We start from the raw sequence: 15,860 nt of genomic DNA, 5'->3' as shown, positions 1-15,860 counted from the left end.
GAGCATGAGTGCCTAATACTCCAGCCGTAGATCGTGATCTTCATGTCTGATTCGCGGCTTGTCGTCAGTAATGGCTGGCTTGGGCCCGGGCCTGGTGGCGGCGTCGCCAGGCGGACCCGGCGAGCCGGTGGGCTACCTCGCGCAGGGGCCGGACGACCAAGGTGATGAACAGTCGCTGGATCTCGTTGCAGGTGAGCGGGATAAGTCCGTCAGGTGCGGGGCGCCGGGCGGGTTCGTCGGCGCGGACAACGGCGAGGAAGGCGTGAGCGAGCATGGCCAGGGTGACCCAGCGGGACCAGGAGGTGTAGCGGCGGACTTGGTGCTCGTCGAGTCCGGCCAGGCCCTTTCCGGGCTGGAAGGTCTCCTCCACCCGCCACCTTGATCCAGCGACGCGGACCAGGGCGGTCAGGGGCGCCGGGTCGGGTGAGAAGCAGCGGTAGTAGGCGAGTTCACCGGTGGTGCGGCTGCGGCGGATCAGCAGCTGGCGGCTGCCGGAACGGGGTTCGGCCAGATCGATGACCGCCCAGTCGTAGAAGCGGTGCCCCTTGGCACCGGCCCCGGCCGACAGCTTCTGCCAGGCCCTCTTGGGCACCTTCGCGGCCAGGGCATCCGCGCGGAACTTCCCCGCGCCGGTGGTGGCTTCATGTGAGCAGGCGACGGCGAGCACGTAGCCGACCTGGCGCTCTTCCAGCGCGGAGCACAGCTTTGGGTTGCCGCCGTAGACCTCGTCTGCCGCGACCCAGCCGGCGCGGTGCCCGGCATCGAGAAATCGGCCGATCATGCGGGCGGCCAGCTCCGGCTTGGTCGCGAAGACGGTGTCCTCGTCCAGGCCCGCGGCTCGGCAGCGATCTGGGTCGCGCGTCCAGGAGCGAGGGATGTACAGCTCCCGGTCCACCGCCGCGTGCCCGCGCAGTCCCGCGTAGACGAGTAGACAGCGACTTGCGCGTTTTCGATCCTCCCGGCGGTGCCGGTGTGCTGGCGCTGGACACCGACGGTGTGCGTGCCCTTCTTCACGTCCCCGGTCTCGTCGACCACCAGCACTGCGCCCTCGTCGCGCAGATGCTCCAAGACGTACTCGCGCACGTCATCGCGCACGGCGTCGGCATCCCATCGGGCCCGGCCGAGCAGGTGCTGCATGCCGTCCGGGGTGGCCTCTCCGGCCCACTCGGCGATGCTCCAGCAGTTTTTGCGTGGCAGGTCCGACAGCAGCCCCAGCGCCAGATCCCGTACCCGACGCCGGGGTTCAACCCGGGCGAACCGGCCGGCTATCCGGCTCATCAGGCCCTCGAACGCTTCCTGCCAGCGAGCAGGGTCCGCGCTGTGACCTGCGGGCCATCGCAAGATCGTTAGTCTTCACGCACCGATGATCAGCGGCGGCCGCATCCTTCCCGCAGCCGACCCACGAGCAAGATCAAGGTCTATGGCTGGAGGTCGCGCTGGTACCAAGTGCCTGACTTGCCGCCGAGATCGGCCGGGGTGGCAGGGCCAACCGGGACGAACCCGGCCTTGGCCAAGACTTTCTGGGACGCGGCGTTGTCGTGGGAGGTGGCCGCCCGCAGTGTGAGCAGGCCGTGCATCGCTGTCGCCATCCGGCACAGCTCCCGGACGGTCGCGGTCGCCACGCCGCGGCCGGCGACCCGCTCCGCGACCCGGTAGCCGAGTCTGGCAGTGCCGTCCTCCAAGTCGTACAGGTTGAACCTGCCGAGTACCGAGCCGTCCTCGGCGACGAGCACGTAGAAGGCGCAGATGCCGGCCTCCTGCTCGGCCAGCGAGGCGTTGCACCGGTCGGTGAACTGGTCGAAGAAGTCGTCGCCGCGGTCGGAGATCGAGGCAGCGAAGTAGGTGCGGTTCGCCAGCTCAAAGGCCAGGACCGCCGGGGCGTGGCCGGCATGCAGCCGCTTCAGCTCGGGCATTGCCCGACTCTACCCAGATCGCGCGCTGAGGCCTCCTGAGTTTCCGCCAGTGGCAGACAGCCCCAAGACCAGGGCACATAACGATCTACGGCTGTAGTACTAAGAAGTCATCTCATTTGGCGAATCTGCGGTAGCAGATGAGGGTGCAGGCGATGCTGGTGAAGGCGAGGAAGTGGTCGGCCTTGCGTTCGTAGCGGCGGTGGAGTCGTCGGCAGCCGGCGAGCCAGGCCATGGTGCGTTCGATGGTCCATCGGTATCGTCCGAGCCGCTGGGAGGTCTCGATGCCCTTGCGGGCGATGCGGTGCCTGATTCCGCGTCGGGCCAGCCATTGCCGCAGGTGACGGTAGTCGTAGCCCTTGTCGGCGTGAAGCTTGTCGGGCCTGCGCCGGCGGGGGCCTCGGCGGGACCGGATCGGGGGTACGCCCTTCACGAGCGGGATCAGGGCCTGGCTGTCGTGGACGTTGGCACCGGAGATTGCGACGGATATGGGCAGACCGGTTCGTTCGGTGATCAGGTGGATCTTCGCCCCGTACTTGCCTCGGTCGACAGGATTCGGACCTGTCAGGTCCCCCTTTTCAGGGCCCGCATGTTCACCGAGTCGATCGCGCAGCGGGACCAGTCCAGTTCCCCGCGCGAGCCGAGTTCGTCAAGGATCAGGCGGTGGAGCTTGGCTTAGACCCGGGCCTTGGTCCACTCGGCAAACCTGCGATGCGCCGTCGCGCCGGACGGGCCGAACGACGCTGTCGGCAACTGCTGCCACGTGCAACCCGAGGTCGCCACGAACACGATCGCGGCCAGGACCTCCCGGTCACCGTGACGACGCCGACCGCCACCCTGGGGACGAGACGGCGCCTCCGGCACCACCCGCTGAAACAGCTCCCACAACTCTTCCGGCACCAGCCGCTGAACGATTCCCACGTCGTCAGACTACCGATTGCGCCCTTGCCGTCAGTGGCCTTTACGGCGCTCCGTGTCGAAGCGATACAGCACCCGTACCAGACGCCACATTCCGACCGCCGCTCCAACCAGGGCTCCCCCCATCAGTACACCTTTGGACGCTGAACCAGCGAGGTCAAAGACGAGAGTGAAGGCCAGAGCGACGGCAAAGACCGCCGCGGCAAGGGCGACAGCAGTCACCAGGGCAAAGACGATCTCTACCGTCATTGCATCCTTTTCCCACCGCGACTCACGCCCCATATCCATGCCGGAAGTCTCGCATCACGGTCAAGCCCTGGCGCCCGAGTCGAACAGCGCTTGGCTCCCACCAGCCGAGGCGCCCCTGCCAATTGAGATGGCTTCTAGGGCTGTCCCGTAAGCCGTGGCGGGCACACGACGACAGCTACGGCACCTCGCTGCGTTGTCGGAACGCCCCGAATACATCCGGCAGGCGGACGTCCCTCCGCCTTGCGATGCACCGCAGCTGACGCCGTGCGCTGATCCACCACGGATTACGGGACAGCCCTTAGCCTCGATCGTTCATGAGGGTTCATCAGCTTGCTGACAAACCCTTCGCGGTTCGGGCGGCGGGGATTCGGGGTGCTCGGGCAAGGTTAGCGGCTCGATTGTCGCGTCGGGGTGTGCGCCGAGTTCCGCTGTGCCGGGGTGGGTCGCACGGGTTGGGCGGACGGTTGATGCAGCTGGTCGGTCCGGGTTCGACACGGCGGCGGCCGGTGTGCACGATGCGTGCGGCGGTCGGTCGCGGTGGCGATCTGTTTCTCGGAGCGCGCCAAGACCAGCACGCCGTCGATGTCCACGATGACGCTGCCGTCGGCGGCCGGACTGCTCCCCGGCCGGCTCCCGGACCCACTGGCACACTTCTGCCCGCACCGTCCGGAGCGCGGGCAGGAACCGATACCCTTCTCCACCCGGAGAGCGCCGCTTGGCGTGGCGCGAGGTTCACCACCGACCACAGGAGCCACCGCCTAGATGATCTCCCTTCGTGAAGTGCGCGACAGCGACCTCTCCGCCTTCTGGGAACACCTTTCCGACCCTGCGGCGCAGCACGTGGCCGCCGTCACCCGGAAGTACCACTACGACCGGGGGCACTTCGACGACCACTGGGCGAGGATGCGTGCCAACCCAGCCGTCCTGGTGCGCACCGTGCTGGCCGACGACGAGGTGGTGGGCCACGCCGCTGTGTACGGACCGCCGGATGAGCGCGAGGTCACGTACTGGATCGGCCGAGCACACTGGGGCCGCGGAATCGCCACGGCAGCGCTTGCGGCGCTGGTCGAACTCGTCAGCACCCGGCCGTTGCACGCCCACGCGGCAGCCGACAACGCGGGCTCGATCCGTGTACTGGAAAAGTGCGGCTTCGTCATGACCGGGCACGACAGGGGCTTCGCTCAAGCCCGCGACGGCGAGATCGACGAAGTACTCCTCACCCTGAGCTGAATCCCGGATCGGATACCCCGGGCTCTTCACCTGGCGCGGCCCTGGGTCGGTTCGGGTTTGCCCGTCGCGACGGGGCAGAGAGGACGGCGACGGCCGCCGTGGTGACGGGCGCGGAACTTCTGGGCCTCGCGGGTTACCAGGGGCCGTGGTAGGCCAGGCCCAGTGCCAGGGCGGCCGCCGCGGTGGAGAGGAACACGATCCCGCCTACGATGTTGCGGGAGCCCACCCGCAGGTGGGCAATGATTGCGCCGATGAAGTACAGCACGAGGCCGGCGGCGGCGAGGGTTCCCAGGAACGGCACGGCGAGCCCGGCCAGCAGCCCCACGGTGCCCGCCGCCAGCAGCATTCCCAGTACCGGTACCCACTTCCGGGGCACGCCCTTCATGTCCGCCTGGGTCTTGGGGTATTCGTGGCCGATCAGGTAGGTGACGGCGGCGGCACCGTTGAAGACCGCGCCGAGGATGGTGACCGTGACATAGGCGGCGAACACGATTTCTCCGTCTCTGTGGGGCAGTAGCGTTGCTGGGCACTCCGTCGTGGGATGCCGTTCGCCTGAATGACGAGTCGGCGACTCGATTTGTGACATCGCTTGGCAGCCGGGCGTGCCAGTGGTCTCGAACGCCTGCTAATCCTTGAGCAACTGGCCGTTCACCCACCGGAAGGCTGAGCAGCGCGGAAGGTACCGCTCGGCCCCATACCGCGGAAGCGTCCTCACCTGCACGTGTCGCGGGACTGGGCGCCAAGCATTTCCGTTCTACGCTGTCAGCGTTGCCCATGACGTTCAACGGCCCAGCGTCCTGGGAGTAAGCCTCGAAGCGTTCGCAGGTCCCGGATCGCTCCGGCCGCCTGCAGAAGGGACCATGCGATGGATCCTGATATCCGGACCAGGGCCGCACTCGAGGAACACTGGCAGGCATCGGAACGTGGGGATACCGAAGCCGAGCACGCCATCTACGCTGCGGACGCGATCCTCGACTACCCCCAGTCAGGTGAACGCTTCCGTGGCCGCGAGACGATTTCGGCGCAACGTGGCGGGCACCCTGCCAGTCGGCACTTCACCGTCCACCGGATCGTTGGCAGCGGGGATCTGTGGGTGAGCGAGTGTGTCATCACGTACGACGGGGTGCCCACCTACTCAGTGAGCATGATGGAATTCGCCGACGGGCATGTGGCGCACGAGACGCAGTACTTCGCGGACGCCTTCGGCGCACCTGAATGGCGGACAGCACTCGCGGAGCCGATGCCGGGCAGGAATATCGCCAGGGCCTGACCCAGGGCTAAGAGATCATCTCAATTGGCTCGATCACTAAGCTGACTATGCATCGGGTCCTCCCAACGCCTGGGACGCCACTGTTGGACCGTGGAACGGACGGGGCCCGGCTGGCCCTTCAAAGCCGCTTGATCACCCCAGCCGGTCGTGGAACAGTGGGCCGCGCTCTGCGACCTGGCAGACACACCCACGGTAAGGAACGACAGCCATTGGTACCGGCGTCCCCAGCGGCCGCCGTCGGCACTGAGCGCCCGCCCTGCAGCGGCCGCAGCCTGCCACGTCCGTCTCCTGCGGCGGCCCCACGACGCGATGCCTGACGCATCGTCACTCTCCCTTGCCTGAGCGCACACCAGTTCGCCATGGGCTCACCCAGAGACTTCGTGAGGTCAACACCCACCATGGACATCCAGGTCCAGAGTTTCGCCGTTGCCAACCTCCGCCGCCGCCCCGTCGTCGTCGAGACCAGCGGCTTCGTCGCAGGGTTCACTCCCGACGACGACAGTCCCTATCTCAACTACGCGACCCCGCTGCCCAGCGCCGAGCCGACCGAACGGGACGTCGCCGCGTTGATCGGTGTCTTCCGAGAGCGCGGCCTGCTGCCACGGCTGGAATTCGCACCAGAGGCCGCGCCCGGTGTGGCACCAGCTCTGAGAGTCGCGGGCTTCGGCACCGAGGCCGTACACGAATACCTCGTCTGCACCCCCCACACACTGACGACGCCTCAGTCCGCCGACTCCCCGCGCGTGGAAACCCCGACCACCGACGTGGAGTACGCCGCCGTCGACGCCGCCCTCGCCGAGGCATTCGGTGGCGTCTTCCCTCCCTCTGCGCAGGGGGCAGCCCGGCTGCGCCGAACCCAGCAACGCGGCGGAGCGGTGCGGTTCGTCCGTACCCCGCAGGGCGACTGTGCCGGCGGGGCCTCCTGCTCGCCGCCGGCCGAGGACACCGCCGAGCTGTCCGGCGTCGGCACTCGCCCCGCCTTCCGCAGCCGTGGCATCGCCGCCGCAGTGACCGCCGCGCTGACCGGAGCGATGTTCACTCAGGGGGCCGGATCGGTCTGGCTGGAGTACTCCGGAGCGGGATCCCGACGCGTCTATGAGCGCGTGGGCTACCAGCCGCAAGGCACCCGCCTCTATCTCTCGCTACCCCCGGAGCAGCGGCCCTCGGCAAGGGTGTCGATGAGCCGGGAGACGGTGGGGTCGGAGGCTACTGGCCCGAACACTCCGGGCTCGGCCCGCAGCATGGCGAGGTCGGCGAGGCAGTCGCCGCCGGGCGCCACCGCGAGCGCCAGTCGCGAGATTTCTGCCGCTTGATCCCTACAGCCCAAGCGCGCTCGGCTGACCCTGCGTGTCCCTTTCCGGGGTGCTGCTTCCGTCCTTCGCCTCGAGTGGCACGCCCTCTTGTGCGGAGGGTGCATCAACATGAAGCAGTGGGGATGTCATAGCTCCTTGGCATCATGAGTGCCGTGAATGCCACTGATGCTTCAGACGTATCTGACCAGCTTCTTCGTAGCCGGCTGGCGAACTTGCTGGAGGGCATCCGTCCCTGGGACGAGCAGGAGCGCACACATCTCGCCGCGGCAGCGGAGTGGATCGCCGGCGGAGCTCCGCTGTATCGGATGCAGAAACCCGACGTCCCGGCGGTCCACCTGGTCTGTTACTTCGTGGTCCTCGATGAGGCCCGCGGGGAGCTTCTGCTGGTCGCCCACCGGAAGGCCGGCCTGTGGCTTCCCAGCGGCGGTCATGTCGAGCCGATGGAGGACCCGTGGGACACGGTCCTGCGTGAGTGCCGCGAGGAATTGCGCACCGAGGCCGTCCCGTCGGCGGTCTCCGGCAGGGGGCCGTTCTTCCTGACCGTCACGCGAACACGTGGGCAGGGCCAGCACACTGACGTGTCGCTGTGGTTCGTCCTGAAGTCGGACGTCGGCAGCGTCACAACCTTCGATGAGGATGAATTCGAAGCGATCAAGTGGCTGTCGCTGCAGGAGGTCCTCGCCGAACCCGGGGACACTCTCGATCCCCACATGCACCGGTTCACCCACAAGCTCATGGCTGCCTGCGCCTCCTCATGAGACACACTGAAACGCTTGCCGAAGACCTCAGGGCCCGCGACGGGCCAGCACCCCGTCACGCCGTCGCCCACAGTAGGGTTGCCGTGATCACTACAAATGGGGGGCTCATGCAGATTCGGCGTGTCCAGGGTATGGCGATCATCACCGCGGTGCTCGCGGCCTGTCTGCTGTCCTGTTCCGGGGGCGCGGACGACAGCTCCGGGGGCGCTGCGGCGCGGGACAGCTCCCGTTCCTCCGTCCCGGCGCCGGCGGACGCCGCGGTGCGGGAGACTGCCGCCGCCGACCCCAAGCCCGCGGGGTCTCCGGGGCCGGAACTGGTCCGCGACGCCTTCGCCGGGCTTCAGGCCACGCTCAACGACACCTGTACACCAGGCTCGGGAGAGTGCGCGTACTTCCTGGGCAGGGTCCACGAAGAAGTGATGGGTCTCGATGCGGCGATGAAGGCGGACCCGAAGGGCCCGGGCCACTTCCCTGAGCCCGTCGCGTGGATCGCCGGCCTCCGTACGACGCTCGACGGCGACACCTCCACGGAGAACCTGGAGACCCACCGCACCGAGCTGATCGGCGTGCGCGACCGGATCAACGTCTGGATGCAGGACCACCCCGACGACTACCAATGAGCGCGTGATCAATCTGGGCGGAACGGAGGTCAGGGGCGGTCGTGGGCCGGGGCGGTTCCGCGCGGTTGCGGGACCGTACCGGGGGCCTTCGGCGGCGGGGTGTCGGTGGACGTCCGCAGGCCGAGGCCGGCCGCCGCCACCAGCAGGGCGCCGAGCATCACGAACGGCGCGGCCGTGCCGGCCACTCCCGCGACCAGACCGGCGGAGGCCGGGGCGGCGACCTGGCCGAGGCGGTTGCCGGTGAGCCGCAGCGCGAGGGCGGTGGAGCGCGCCTCGTCGGGAGCGGCCCGTACGACGGTCGTCATCGACAGCGGCTGGCCGACGCCCAGACAGAACCCGAGCGCGGCCAGCATCACGGCGAGCGCCCACACCGGTACGGGCAACGCGATGCCCGCGCACAGGAGTCCGCCGAGCAGACAGGTGACCGTGAGCAGGACCGAACGACCGAGCCGGCGGATCATCGGGGTCATCACCAGCCGGCAGGCGATGGTGGCGGCCGCGCGCAGGCTCAGCAGCAGGCCGATCGTGGCGGGCGCGATCCCCCGCTGTTCGCCGAGCACCGGCAAATAGGCCGTCAGGATGTCGGTCGCGGAGAGCACGGACAGGCTGATGAAGATGCCGGCGGGCACCCCGCGCGTGCGCAGGATGCGGTGGACGGGGACCTTGGCGGACCGGGTGGCCGCCGGGGCGCGTACCGTCCGCTGCTCGATGCGCCAGAGCGAGGTGAAAGAGACCGCGGCGGCGGCCGCCGAGACGAGCAGGGCGAGGGCGCTCGTACGGGCCATCTCGCCGTTCTGCCCGGAGACCAGCAGGCCGGCCGCGACCGGTCCCGCGAGCTGGCCGAGGGAGGCGCCGATGGTGAAGTGGCCGAAGTTGCGGTCCTGTTCGGCCGGGGCGCTGCGGCGGGCGACGATCGACTGGGCGCCGATGACGAAGCAGAGATGGCCGAGGCCCATCACGCCGCTCCAGGCGGCCAGGGCCGCCAGCGAGCCCGCCGTGCCGCTGAGGGCGCACCCGCCGGAGATGAGGACGACACCGGCCACCAGCAGCGGGACGCAGCGTCCGTGGTCGGTCCTGCGGCCCAGCGGTACGGCGGCGAAGAGCGGCAGCAGCGCGTACGCCGCGGTGATCACACCGATCGCGCGTTCGTCCGCGCCGACAGCGAGCGCCCGGTAGGAGACGGCGGGCCGCGCCATCGACACCGCGCCCTGCGCGAAGCAGAAGGCGATGACGAGGCGCAGAAGCCAGCTTCTCCCGCCGGGCGCCCGCTCGGGGACCATCAGATGATGCCGAAGAGGATTCCGGCGGCGAGTACCACCAGCGAGGTGAGCGCGGCCCACTTGACGGTGAACTTGGTGTGGTCGCCGAACTCGACCTTGGCCATGCCGACGAGGACGTAGACGGCGGGCACGAGCGGGCTCGACATGTGCAGCGGCTGACCGACCAGCGAGGCGCGGGCGATCTCCAGCGGGGAGACGCCGTGCGCGGCGCCGGCCTCGGCGAGCACGGGCAGAACTCCGAAGTAGAAACCGTCGTTGGACATGAAGTACGTGAGCGGCAGGCTCAGCACACCGGTGACGATGCTCATGTGCGGGCCCATCCCCTCGGGAATGGCGCCGACGAGCCAGTCGGCCATGTGCTCGACCATACCGGTACCGGTGAGGACGCCGGTGAAGACGGCGGCGGCGAAGACCATCCCGGAGACGTTGAGGACGTTGTCGGCGTGGGCCGCGATACGGGCCTTCTGCTCGGCCATGTTCGGGTAGTTGACGGTGAGGGCGAGGGCCGCGCCGATGAGGAAGAGGACGGGGATCGGCAGCAGTTCGAGGATCATCGAGGTGAGCAGGGCGACGGTGAGCCCGGCGTTGAACCAGTAGAGGCGGGGGCGCAGGGTGGGGCGGTTGGGGTCGAGGCCCTGGAAGCCCTCGTCGTCGGACTCCTCTCCGGACTTCTCTCCGAACTTCGCTCCGGACTCGTCCCCGGGGGCCGTACCGGTACCGCCGCCAACGCCCGCGCCGGTGCCGGAGCCCGTACCCTTGCCGCTTCCCGCGCCCGGGCCGCCGACGGCCGTGGAGCCGCCGACCGCCGTTGAGCTGCCGGCGCCCGCCTTCACCAGGACCTGCTCGGTCCCGGACCCGGTCCCTGTCTCCAGCGCCTCGTCGAGGGTGAGCATGCCGAGACGCTTGCGCTCCCGGCGCCCCAGCACATAGGCGAGGACGAGCACGGCGGCCATGCCGACGGCGAGCGCGGGGATCATCGGGACGAACACATCGCCCGCGTCCACCTTGAGCGCGGTGGCCGCGCGGGCCGTCGGGCCGCCCCAGGGCAGGGTGTTCATCACACCGTTCGCGGTGGCCGCGACCCCGGTCATCACGACCAGGCTCATCCCGAGCCGCTTGTAGAGCGGGTACATCGCGGACACGGTGATCATGAACGTGGTGGAGCCGTCGCCGTCCAGCGAGACGATCGCGGCGAGCAGCGCCGTACCGACCACGATCCGCAACGGGTCGGCCTTGCAGAAGCGCAGGATGCCCCGGACGATCGGGTCGAAGAGACCGACGTCGATCATCACCCCGAAGTAGACGATGGCGAACATCAGCATCGCCGCGGTGGGCGCGAGATCGCCGACGCCCTTGAGGACGTACTCACCCAGCTGCCCGCCCTGCCCGACAAACACACAGAAGAGTGCGGGGATGAGCACCAGCGCCGCGATCGGCGACATCTTCTTCATCATGATCAGCACCAGGAAGGTGGCGATCATGACGAAGCCGAGGATGGTCAGCATAGAAGGCCTCTCACGTTCACCCTTGAACTCCCGCCGGGGGCGGCGGTCCGGATGACGTTAGGGCCCGTTTCCTCGCGTTAACAAGATGTTGACAAGCGAGCAATACGAGCAAAACACCAGGTCACGGCAGTGGCGCCAGCTCGACGGGGAAGCCGTTGAGCACGGCGGTGCCGGAGAGCGGGTCGAGCCGGGAGCCGTCCAGCAGCTGGTTGACATTGACTCCGGGGCGGGCGCTCGCCACCGACGTCCGGGTGCCTGGACGGTCGTGTCCCCAGCCGTGCGGCAGGCTCACCACCCCGGTCCGCACGGTGTCGGTGATCTCCACCGGCGCCTCGAGTGCTCCCCCGTCGGCGGTGATCCTGGCCGGGCGGCCGTCCTCGAGACCGAGCCGGGCCGCGTCGTCCGGGTGGACCTGGAGGGTGCAGCGGTTGGAGCCACCGCCCAGCGCGGGGACGTTGTGCATCCAGCTGTTGTTGGAGCGCAGATGACGGCGGCCGACCAGGACGAGCGAGGCGGGCCGCTCGTCGAGGGCGCCGCGCAGCCTGGGCAGATCGGCGGCGATGGGCGCGGGCAGCAGCTCGATCCGTCCGCTGCGGGTTTTCAGGACCTCGGGGACGCGGGGGCGCAGCGGTCCGAGGTCGACGCCGTGCGGGTGGTCCAGCAGCCGCCGGAGGCTGAGGCCCGCCCCGTCCGCGCCACCTGCTCCGTCTGCACCGTATGGGCCGAAGCCGTCGCCGTACGGGCCCAGACGCAGCTTCAGATCGAGCCTCCGCTCGGGTCCGGTCCGGCCGGTGAGCAGGGCGGACAGCTCCTGCGGGTCGCGTCCGTGCACGGGTGAGTGCGGGTCGGCGACGGCCTTGGCGAGCGTACGGCCGATCACCCCGTCGTCCACGGCGGAGGGGGCCGCGCCGTGCATCCCGCTCACCGCGAGGATCAGCCGGGCCAGGATCTCGCTCTCGTCGAGCCTGCCCTCCTCCAGCGGGACGGCGGCCGGGGTGTGGCGTGCCTGGTTCCGTACGGCGAGGGCGTTGAACGCGAAGTCGAAGTGCGCGCTCTGCGCGGGCGGCGGCGGAGGCAGTACGACGTCCGCGTGGCGTGAGGTCTCGTTGAGATACGGATCGACGCTGACCATGAAGTCCAGGCCGGCCAGGGCCCGGTCGAGGCGGTCGCCGTCGGGCGCGGACAGCACGGGATTGGCGGCGAGGGCGATCACGGCGCGGATCCGCCCCTCCCCCGGGGTCTCGATCTCCTCGGCGAGGGCCGCGAGGGGCAGCTCGCCCTTCGCCTCCGGATGCCCGCCGACCCTGCTGGCCCAGCGGCCGAGCACAAAGCCCTTGCCCGGGGCGGGGGTCCGGGGCGCGCGGTCGGTGGCGGAGAGCGGGAAGAGCGCGCCGCCCGGCCGGTCGAGATTGCCGGTGAGGATGTTCAGGATGTCGACGAGCCAGCTGGCGAGCGTGCCGTACTCGACGGTGCAGCTGCCGACCCGCCCGTAGACGGCGGCGGTGGGGGCGGCGGCGAGCTCGCGGGCGATCGTACGGATCTCCCCGGCGTCCATGTCGCAGGCCCTGGCGACGGCTTCGGGGGTGAAGTCCCGTACCGCGTCCTGGACTTGATCGACGCCTTCGACATGGTCGGCGAGCGGCCCGAGGCGGGTGAGCTTCTCCTCGAAGAGGACCTGGGCGAGGGCGGCGAGCAGCAGGGCGTCCGTACCGGGCCGGATGGCGATGTGCCGGTCGGCGAGGCGCGCCGTGCGGGTCCTGCGGGGGTCGACGACGGTGAGCGTGCCACCGCGCCGGCGCAGCGCCTTGAGCTTGCCGGGGAAGTCGGGTGCGGTGCAGAGACTGCCGTTGGAGTCCAGCGGGTTGGCGCCCAGGAGCAGCAGATGGTCCGTACGGTCCAGGTCAGGTACGGGGATGGCGAGCGGGTCGCCGAAGAGCAGTCCGCTGGAGACATGCTTGGGCATCTGGTCGAGCGTGCTGGCCGTGAAGAGATTGCGGGTGCCGAGCGCGCCCAGCAGCACCGGCGGATAGAGGGCCCCGGCCATGGTGTGGACATTGGGGTTGCCGAGGACGACACCGGTGGCGTGCGGTCCGTGCTCCTGGATCAGGCGGCGCAGCCGGGCGGCGATCAGGTCGAACGCCTCTTCCCAGCTCGCCTCCCTCAGCTCTCCGTCCCGGCGGACGAGCGGGGCGCGCAGCCGGTCGGGGTCGGCGTCCAGCTCGCCGAAGGCCGCTCCCTTGGGGCAGATGAAACCCCGGCTGAAGACATCGTCACGGTCTCCCCTGGCGCCGGTGACCCTGGTCCCCTCGATGGTGAGGGTCAGCCCGCAGGTGGCCTCGCAGAGGGGACAGATACGCGGCGCGGTACGGGTAACGGGGGCGGGGGCGGGGCGGGCTGCGTCTTCGGGAAGCATGGGTCCTCCGGGGCGGCGGCAGCGGTGGCGCGCGAGCAAGGCGAGCATACCGACCGGTACGGACAACGGAAGGGCCCACCGCCCGCCGGGTGAAGAATTCGGCCGCGACACCTCAGGACACTCGGCCGCGACGCCTCAGGACACCGCGGGCCGGTCTCAGTCCAGACACCGCGGGCCGGTCTCGGTCGAGACACCGCGGGCCGGTCTCAGTCGAAACACCGCGGGCCGGTCTCAGTCGAGCGTCCTGGCGAGATAGGCGCGGAGCAGTTCCCGGGTCTCGGCGACGATCCCGGGATCACCGGACGCGTGCGTACGGAACGCGAGCTGGAGCAGCGCGTCGGTGGCTTCGACGGCGACCAGCACCGTGCGGTGCAGGGAGGCGTCCGGGGTCCGGCCGAGATGGGCCGCGAGCAGAGCGGTGAGGCGGCCGGCGATCCGGTGGTTGGGGTCCGATGCCGGGTCGGCCGGGGCCGGGTCGCCGGGCAAGGGCCGCTTGCCCAGCGGGATCTGCGCGCCGAAGTCGACCAGGGCGAAGCCGGGCACGCTGCGCTTCATGGCGAGGTATTCGTCCAGCACCGCGTCGATGACGCCCCGCCAGTCGCTCGCGTCCAGTGCCGCGAGCCGGTGGGTGACCCGCTCGACGAAGCTGTCCAGATTGCGCCGGGCGAGGGCGTCCGCCATGGCGCGTTTGTTGCCGAAGAAGCGGTAGACGGAACCGATGGGGACGCCGGCGCGGGCGGCGACGGCGCGGGTCGACAGCTGCTCGTAGCCCGTCTCGTCGAGGAGTTCGCCGCAGGCGTCGAGAATCCGGGCGAGCCGCTCCGTGCTGCGCTGCTGCACCGGGGCTCTGCGCAGTCCGCTGCCGCCGCCTGAGGCCGTCCCGGGATCGGCGCCGGCGGCCGTCCCGGGGTCGGCGCCGGGGCCTGCGTCGGCGCCGGCATCGGGCTTCGCGTTCGTACGGTCGTGTGGCACGGGCTCCATGATGCCGCGCGGCGCCGTTGACGTGCCGCGCCAGCAATCCTACGGTTGACCATAGGATTCGAGGATTCCTTGGACAGGGGAGCGGATGATGAGCGGCATCGAGCAGGCGCGGAAGACGGCCGAGGATCTGGTCCATTCCCCCGGCTTCGGCAACGAACACAGTTCGGAGGCCGTTCCCGGCGCGCTGCCCCATGGCCGTAACGCGCCGCAGCGCGCGCCGCTCGGTCTCTACGCGGAACAGCTGAGCGGCAGCGCCTTCACCGAGCCCCGCGCCCACAACCGGCGGTCCTGGCTGTACCGCGTCCGCCCGTCGGCCGCGCATCCGCCGTTCAGCCGGATCGACAACGGCACGCTCCGGTCCGCCCCGTTCACCGAGTCCGTTCCCGACCCCAACCGGCTGCGCTGGAACCCCCTGCCGGAGCCCGCCCCCGGCACCGACTTCCTGGCCGGCCTCTGGACGCTGGGCGGCAACGGGGACGCGGCGCAGCGCACGGGCATGGCGGTGCACCTCTACCACGCCAACGCCCCCATGACCGACCGGGTGTTCAGCGACGCCGACGGCGAGCTGCTGATCGTTCCCGAGCGCGGCGGCCTGCTGATCCGTACCGAACTCGGCCTGCTCGCTGCCCGGCCCGGCCAGGTGGCGCTGATCCCGCGCGGTGTGCGCTTCCGGGTCGAGCTGCTGGACGAGACCGCCCGCGGCTATGTCTGCGAGAACTACGGCCGGCCGTTCGTCCTCCCCGACCTCGGCCCGATCGGCGCCAACGGCCTCGCCAACGCCCGCGACTTCCTCGCGCCGGTCGCCGCGTACGAGGACATCGAGCAGCCGACGCAGGTCGTCAACAAGTTCTGCGGAAATCTCTGGGCCGCCACCTACGACCACTCCCCGCTCGATGTCGTCGCCTGGCACGGCAATCATGTGCCGTATGTCTACGACCTGCGCCGCTTCAATGTCATCGGGTCCATCAGCTACGACCACCCCGACCCGTCGATCTTCACGGTGCTGACCTCGCCCTCCGACACCCCGGGCCTGGCCGGGGTCGACTTCGTCGTCTTCGCACCGCGCTGGCTGGTCGGCGAGGACACGTTCCGGCCGCCGTACTTCCACCGGAACGTGATGAGCGAGTACATGGGTTTGATCGAGGGTGCGTACGACGCCAAGGCGGAGGGGTTCGTCCCCGGCGGCGGCTCGCTGCACAACATGATGTCGGCGCACGGCCCCGACCGGGAGACCTTCGACCGGGCGAGCGCCGCCGAGCTGAAGCCGCAGAAGATCGACGACGGGCTGGCCTTCATGTTCGAGACCCGCTGGCCGGTCACGGCCACCGGGCAGGCGGCCGGAGCCACCCACCTGCAGCAGGGGTACGACAACGTGTGGCAGGGTCTTGAGCGCCACTTCAGGCCCTGATACGG

The 15,860-nt window shown here is 69.7% G+C and carries 12 protein-coding genes and 3 pseudogenes; 6 read left to right on the top strand and 9 right to left on the bottom strand.

Annotated features, from left to right (window positions below; translation table 11 throughout):
* Positions 1 to 64 precede the first annotated feature (64 nt).
* The 4 genes and pseudogenes from ACFVWW_RS21455 to ACFVWW_RS21440 all read right to left on the bottom strand — a co-directional run bounded on the left by ACFVWW_RS21455 (position 65) and on the right by ACFVWW_RS21440 (position 3,116).
* Positions 65 to 1,278 (bottom strand): annotated as a pseudogene (locus ACFVWW_RS21455) (IS701 family transposase).
* Positions 1,279 to 1,418: 140 nt separating this feature from the next.
* Entirely contained in the window at positions 1,419 to 1,913 is a 495-nt protein-coding gene (locus ACFVWW_RS21450) for a GNAT family N-acetyltransferase (protein WP_384182891.1), read from the bottom strand.
* 112 nt (positions 1,914 to 2,025) lie between these two features.
* A pseudogene (locus ACFVWW_RS21445) lies at positions 2,026 to 2,825 on the bottom strand (IS5 family transposase).
* 36 nt (positions 2,826 to 2,861) lie between these two features.
* The gene (locus ACFVWW_RS21440) at positions 2,862 to 3,116 is read right to left on the bottom strand and encodes a DUF6332 family protein (RefSeq protein ID WP_384333961.1); all 255 of its coding nucleotides are present in this window, start codon (positions 3,114 to 3,116) and stop codon (positions 2,862 to 2,864) included.
* Between the two features lie 723 nt (positions 3,117 to 3,839).
* Here ACFVWW_RS21440 and ACFVWW_RS21435 point away from each other — a divergent pair.
* A complete protein-coding gene (locus tag ACFVWW_RS21435) occupies positions 3,840 to 4,307 on the top strand; it encodes a GNAT family N-acetyltransferase (protein WP_386879072.1) in 468 nt (155 codons plus the stop codon).
* Positions 4,308 to 4,440: 133 nt separating this feature from the next.
* Here the strand turns inward: ACFVWW_RS21435 and ACFVWW_RS21430 are convergent, their stop codons facing one another.
* Positions 4,441 to 4,797 carry a DoxX family protein gene (locus tag ACFVWW_RS21430; protein ID WP_386879073.1) on the bottom strand — a complete coding sequence of 119 codons (357 nt, stop codon included), beginning with the start codon at positions 4,795 to 4,797 and terminating at the stop codon, positions 4,441 to 4,443.
* Positions 4,798 to 5,172: 375 nt separating this feature from the next.
* Between ACFVWW_RS21430 and ACFVWW_RS21425 the strand changes: the two genes are divergently transcribed.
* From ACFVWW_RS21425 to ACFVWW_RS21410, 4 genes and pseudogenes are all read left to right on the top strand, one after another.
* Positions 5,173 to 5,577: a nuclear transport factor 2 family protein gene (locus tag ACFVWW_RS21425; RefSeq protein ID WP_386879074.1), complete on the top strand. Its 405-nt coding sequence runs from the start codon at positions 5,173 to 5,175 to the stop codon at positions 5,575 to 5,577.
* A 359-nt stretch (positions 5,578 to 5,936) separates the two neighbouring features.
* Positions 5,937 to 6,686 (top strand): annotated as a pseudogene (locus tag ACFVWW_RS21420) (GNAT family N-acetyltransferase); the annotation flags it as partial.
* A 356-nt stretch (positions 6,687 to 7,042) separates the two neighbouring features.
* Entirely contained in the window at positions 7,043 to 7,648 is a 606-nt protein-coding gene (locus tag ACFVWW_RS21415) for an NUDIX hydrolase (protein WP_386879075.1), read from the top strand.
* Positions 7,649 to 7,755: 107 nt separating this feature from the next.
* Positions 7,756 to 8,268, top strand: coding sequence for a hypothetical protein (locus tag ACFVWW_RS21410; protein WP_386879076.1), 513 nt, complete (start codon positions 7,756 to 7,758; stop codon positions 8,266 to 8,268).
* A 29-nt stretch (positions 8,269 to 8,297) separates the two neighbouring features.
* Here the strand turns inward: ACFVWW_RS21410 and ACFVWW_RS21405 are convergent, their stop codons facing one another.
* From ACFVWW_RS21405 to ACFVWW_RS21390, 4 genes are all read right to left on the bottom strand, one after another.
* Positions 8,298 to 9,548, bottom strand: a complete 1,251-nt coding sequence (locus tag ACFVWW_RS21405; RefSeq protein WP_386879077.1) for an MFS transporter — start codon at positions 9,546 to 9,548, stop codon at positions 8,298 to 8,300.
* Positions 9,548 to 11,053, bottom strand: a complete 1,506-nt coding sequence (locus ACFVWW_RS21400) for a CitMHS family transporter (RefSeq protein WP_386879078.1) — start codon at positions 11,051 to 11,053, stop codon at positions 9,548 to 9,550. Before ACFVWW_RS21400 ends, ACFVWW_RS21405 begins: the two co-directional genes overlap by 1 nt.
* 121 nt (positions 11,054 to 11,174) lie before the next feature.
* On the bottom strand, positions 11,175 to 13,466 hold the full coding sequence (locus ACFVWW_RS21395; protein WP_386879079.1) for a molybdopterin oxidoreductase family protein: 2,292 nt from the start codon (positions 13,464 to 13,466) through the stop codon (positions 11,175 to 11,177).
* Positions 13,467 to 13,697: 231 nt separating this feature from the next.
* Entirely contained in the window at positions 13,698 to 14,321 is a 624-nt protein-coding gene (locus ACFVWW_RS21390) for a TetR family transcriptional regulator (protein ID WP_384183058.1), read from the bottom strand.
* Between the two features lie 214 nt (positions 14,322 to 14,535).
* Between ACFVWW_RS21390 and hmgA the strand changes: the two genes are divergently transcribed.
* Positions 14,536 to 15,855, top strand: coding sequence for a homogentisate 1,2-dioxygenase (hmgA, locus tag ACFVWW_RS21385; RefSeq protein ID WP_386879080.1), 1,320 nt, complete (start codon positions 14,536 to 14,538; stop codon positions 15,853 to 15,855).
* Positions 15,856 to 15,860: the final 5 nt, after the last annotated feature.

The sequence above is a fragment of the Streptomyces sp. NPDC058198 genome, assembly GCF_042882605.1.
Classification (GTDB): domain Bacteria; phylum Actinomycetota; class Actinomycetes; order Streptomycetales; family Streptomycetaceae; genus Streptomyces.
Note: the sequence above shows the minus strand (reverse complement) of the source record. Positions and strands in the feature narration are given on the sequence as shown.

Bases quoted from the DNA above. Each gene is read 5' to 3' on its own strand.
- ACFVWW_RS21450 (WP_384182891.1), bottom strand. From the start codon at position 1,913: ATGCCCGAGCTGAAGCGGCTGCATGCCGGCCACGCCCCGGCGGTCCTG.
- ACFVWW_RS21440 (WP_384333961.1), bottom strand. From the start codon at position 3,116: ATGGATATGGGGCGTGAGTCGCGGTGGGAAAAGGATGCAATGACGGTA.
- ACFVWW_RS21435 (WP_386879072.1), top strand. From the start codon at position 3,840: ATGATCTCCCTTCGTGAAGTGCGCGACAGCGACCTCTCCGCCTTCTGG.
- ACFVWW_RS21425 (WP_386879074.1), top strand. From the start codon at position 5,173: ATGGATCCTGATATCCGGACCAGGGCCGCACTCGAGGAACACTGGCAG.
- ACFVWW_RS21410 (WP_386879076.1), top strand. From the start codon at position 7,756: ATGCAGATTCGGCGTGTCCAGGGTATGGCGATCATCACCGCGGTGCTC.
- ACFVWW_RS21405 (WP_386879077.1), bottom strand. From the start codon at position 9,548: ATGGTCCCCGAGCGGGCGCCCGGCGGGAGAAGCTGGCTTCTGCGCCTC.
- ACFVWW_RS21400 (WP_386879078.1), bottom strand. From the start codon at position 11,053: ATGCTGACCATCCTCGGCTTCGTCATGATCGCCACCTTCCTGGTGCTG.
- ACFVWW_RS21395 (WP_386879079.1), bottom strand. From the start codon at position 13,466: ATGCTTCCCGAAGACGCAGCCCGCCCCGCCCCCGCCCCCGTTACCCGT.
- hmgA (WP_386879080.1), top strand. From the start codon at position 14,536: ATGAGCGGCATCGAGCAGGCGCGGAAGACGGCCGAGGATCTGGTCCAT.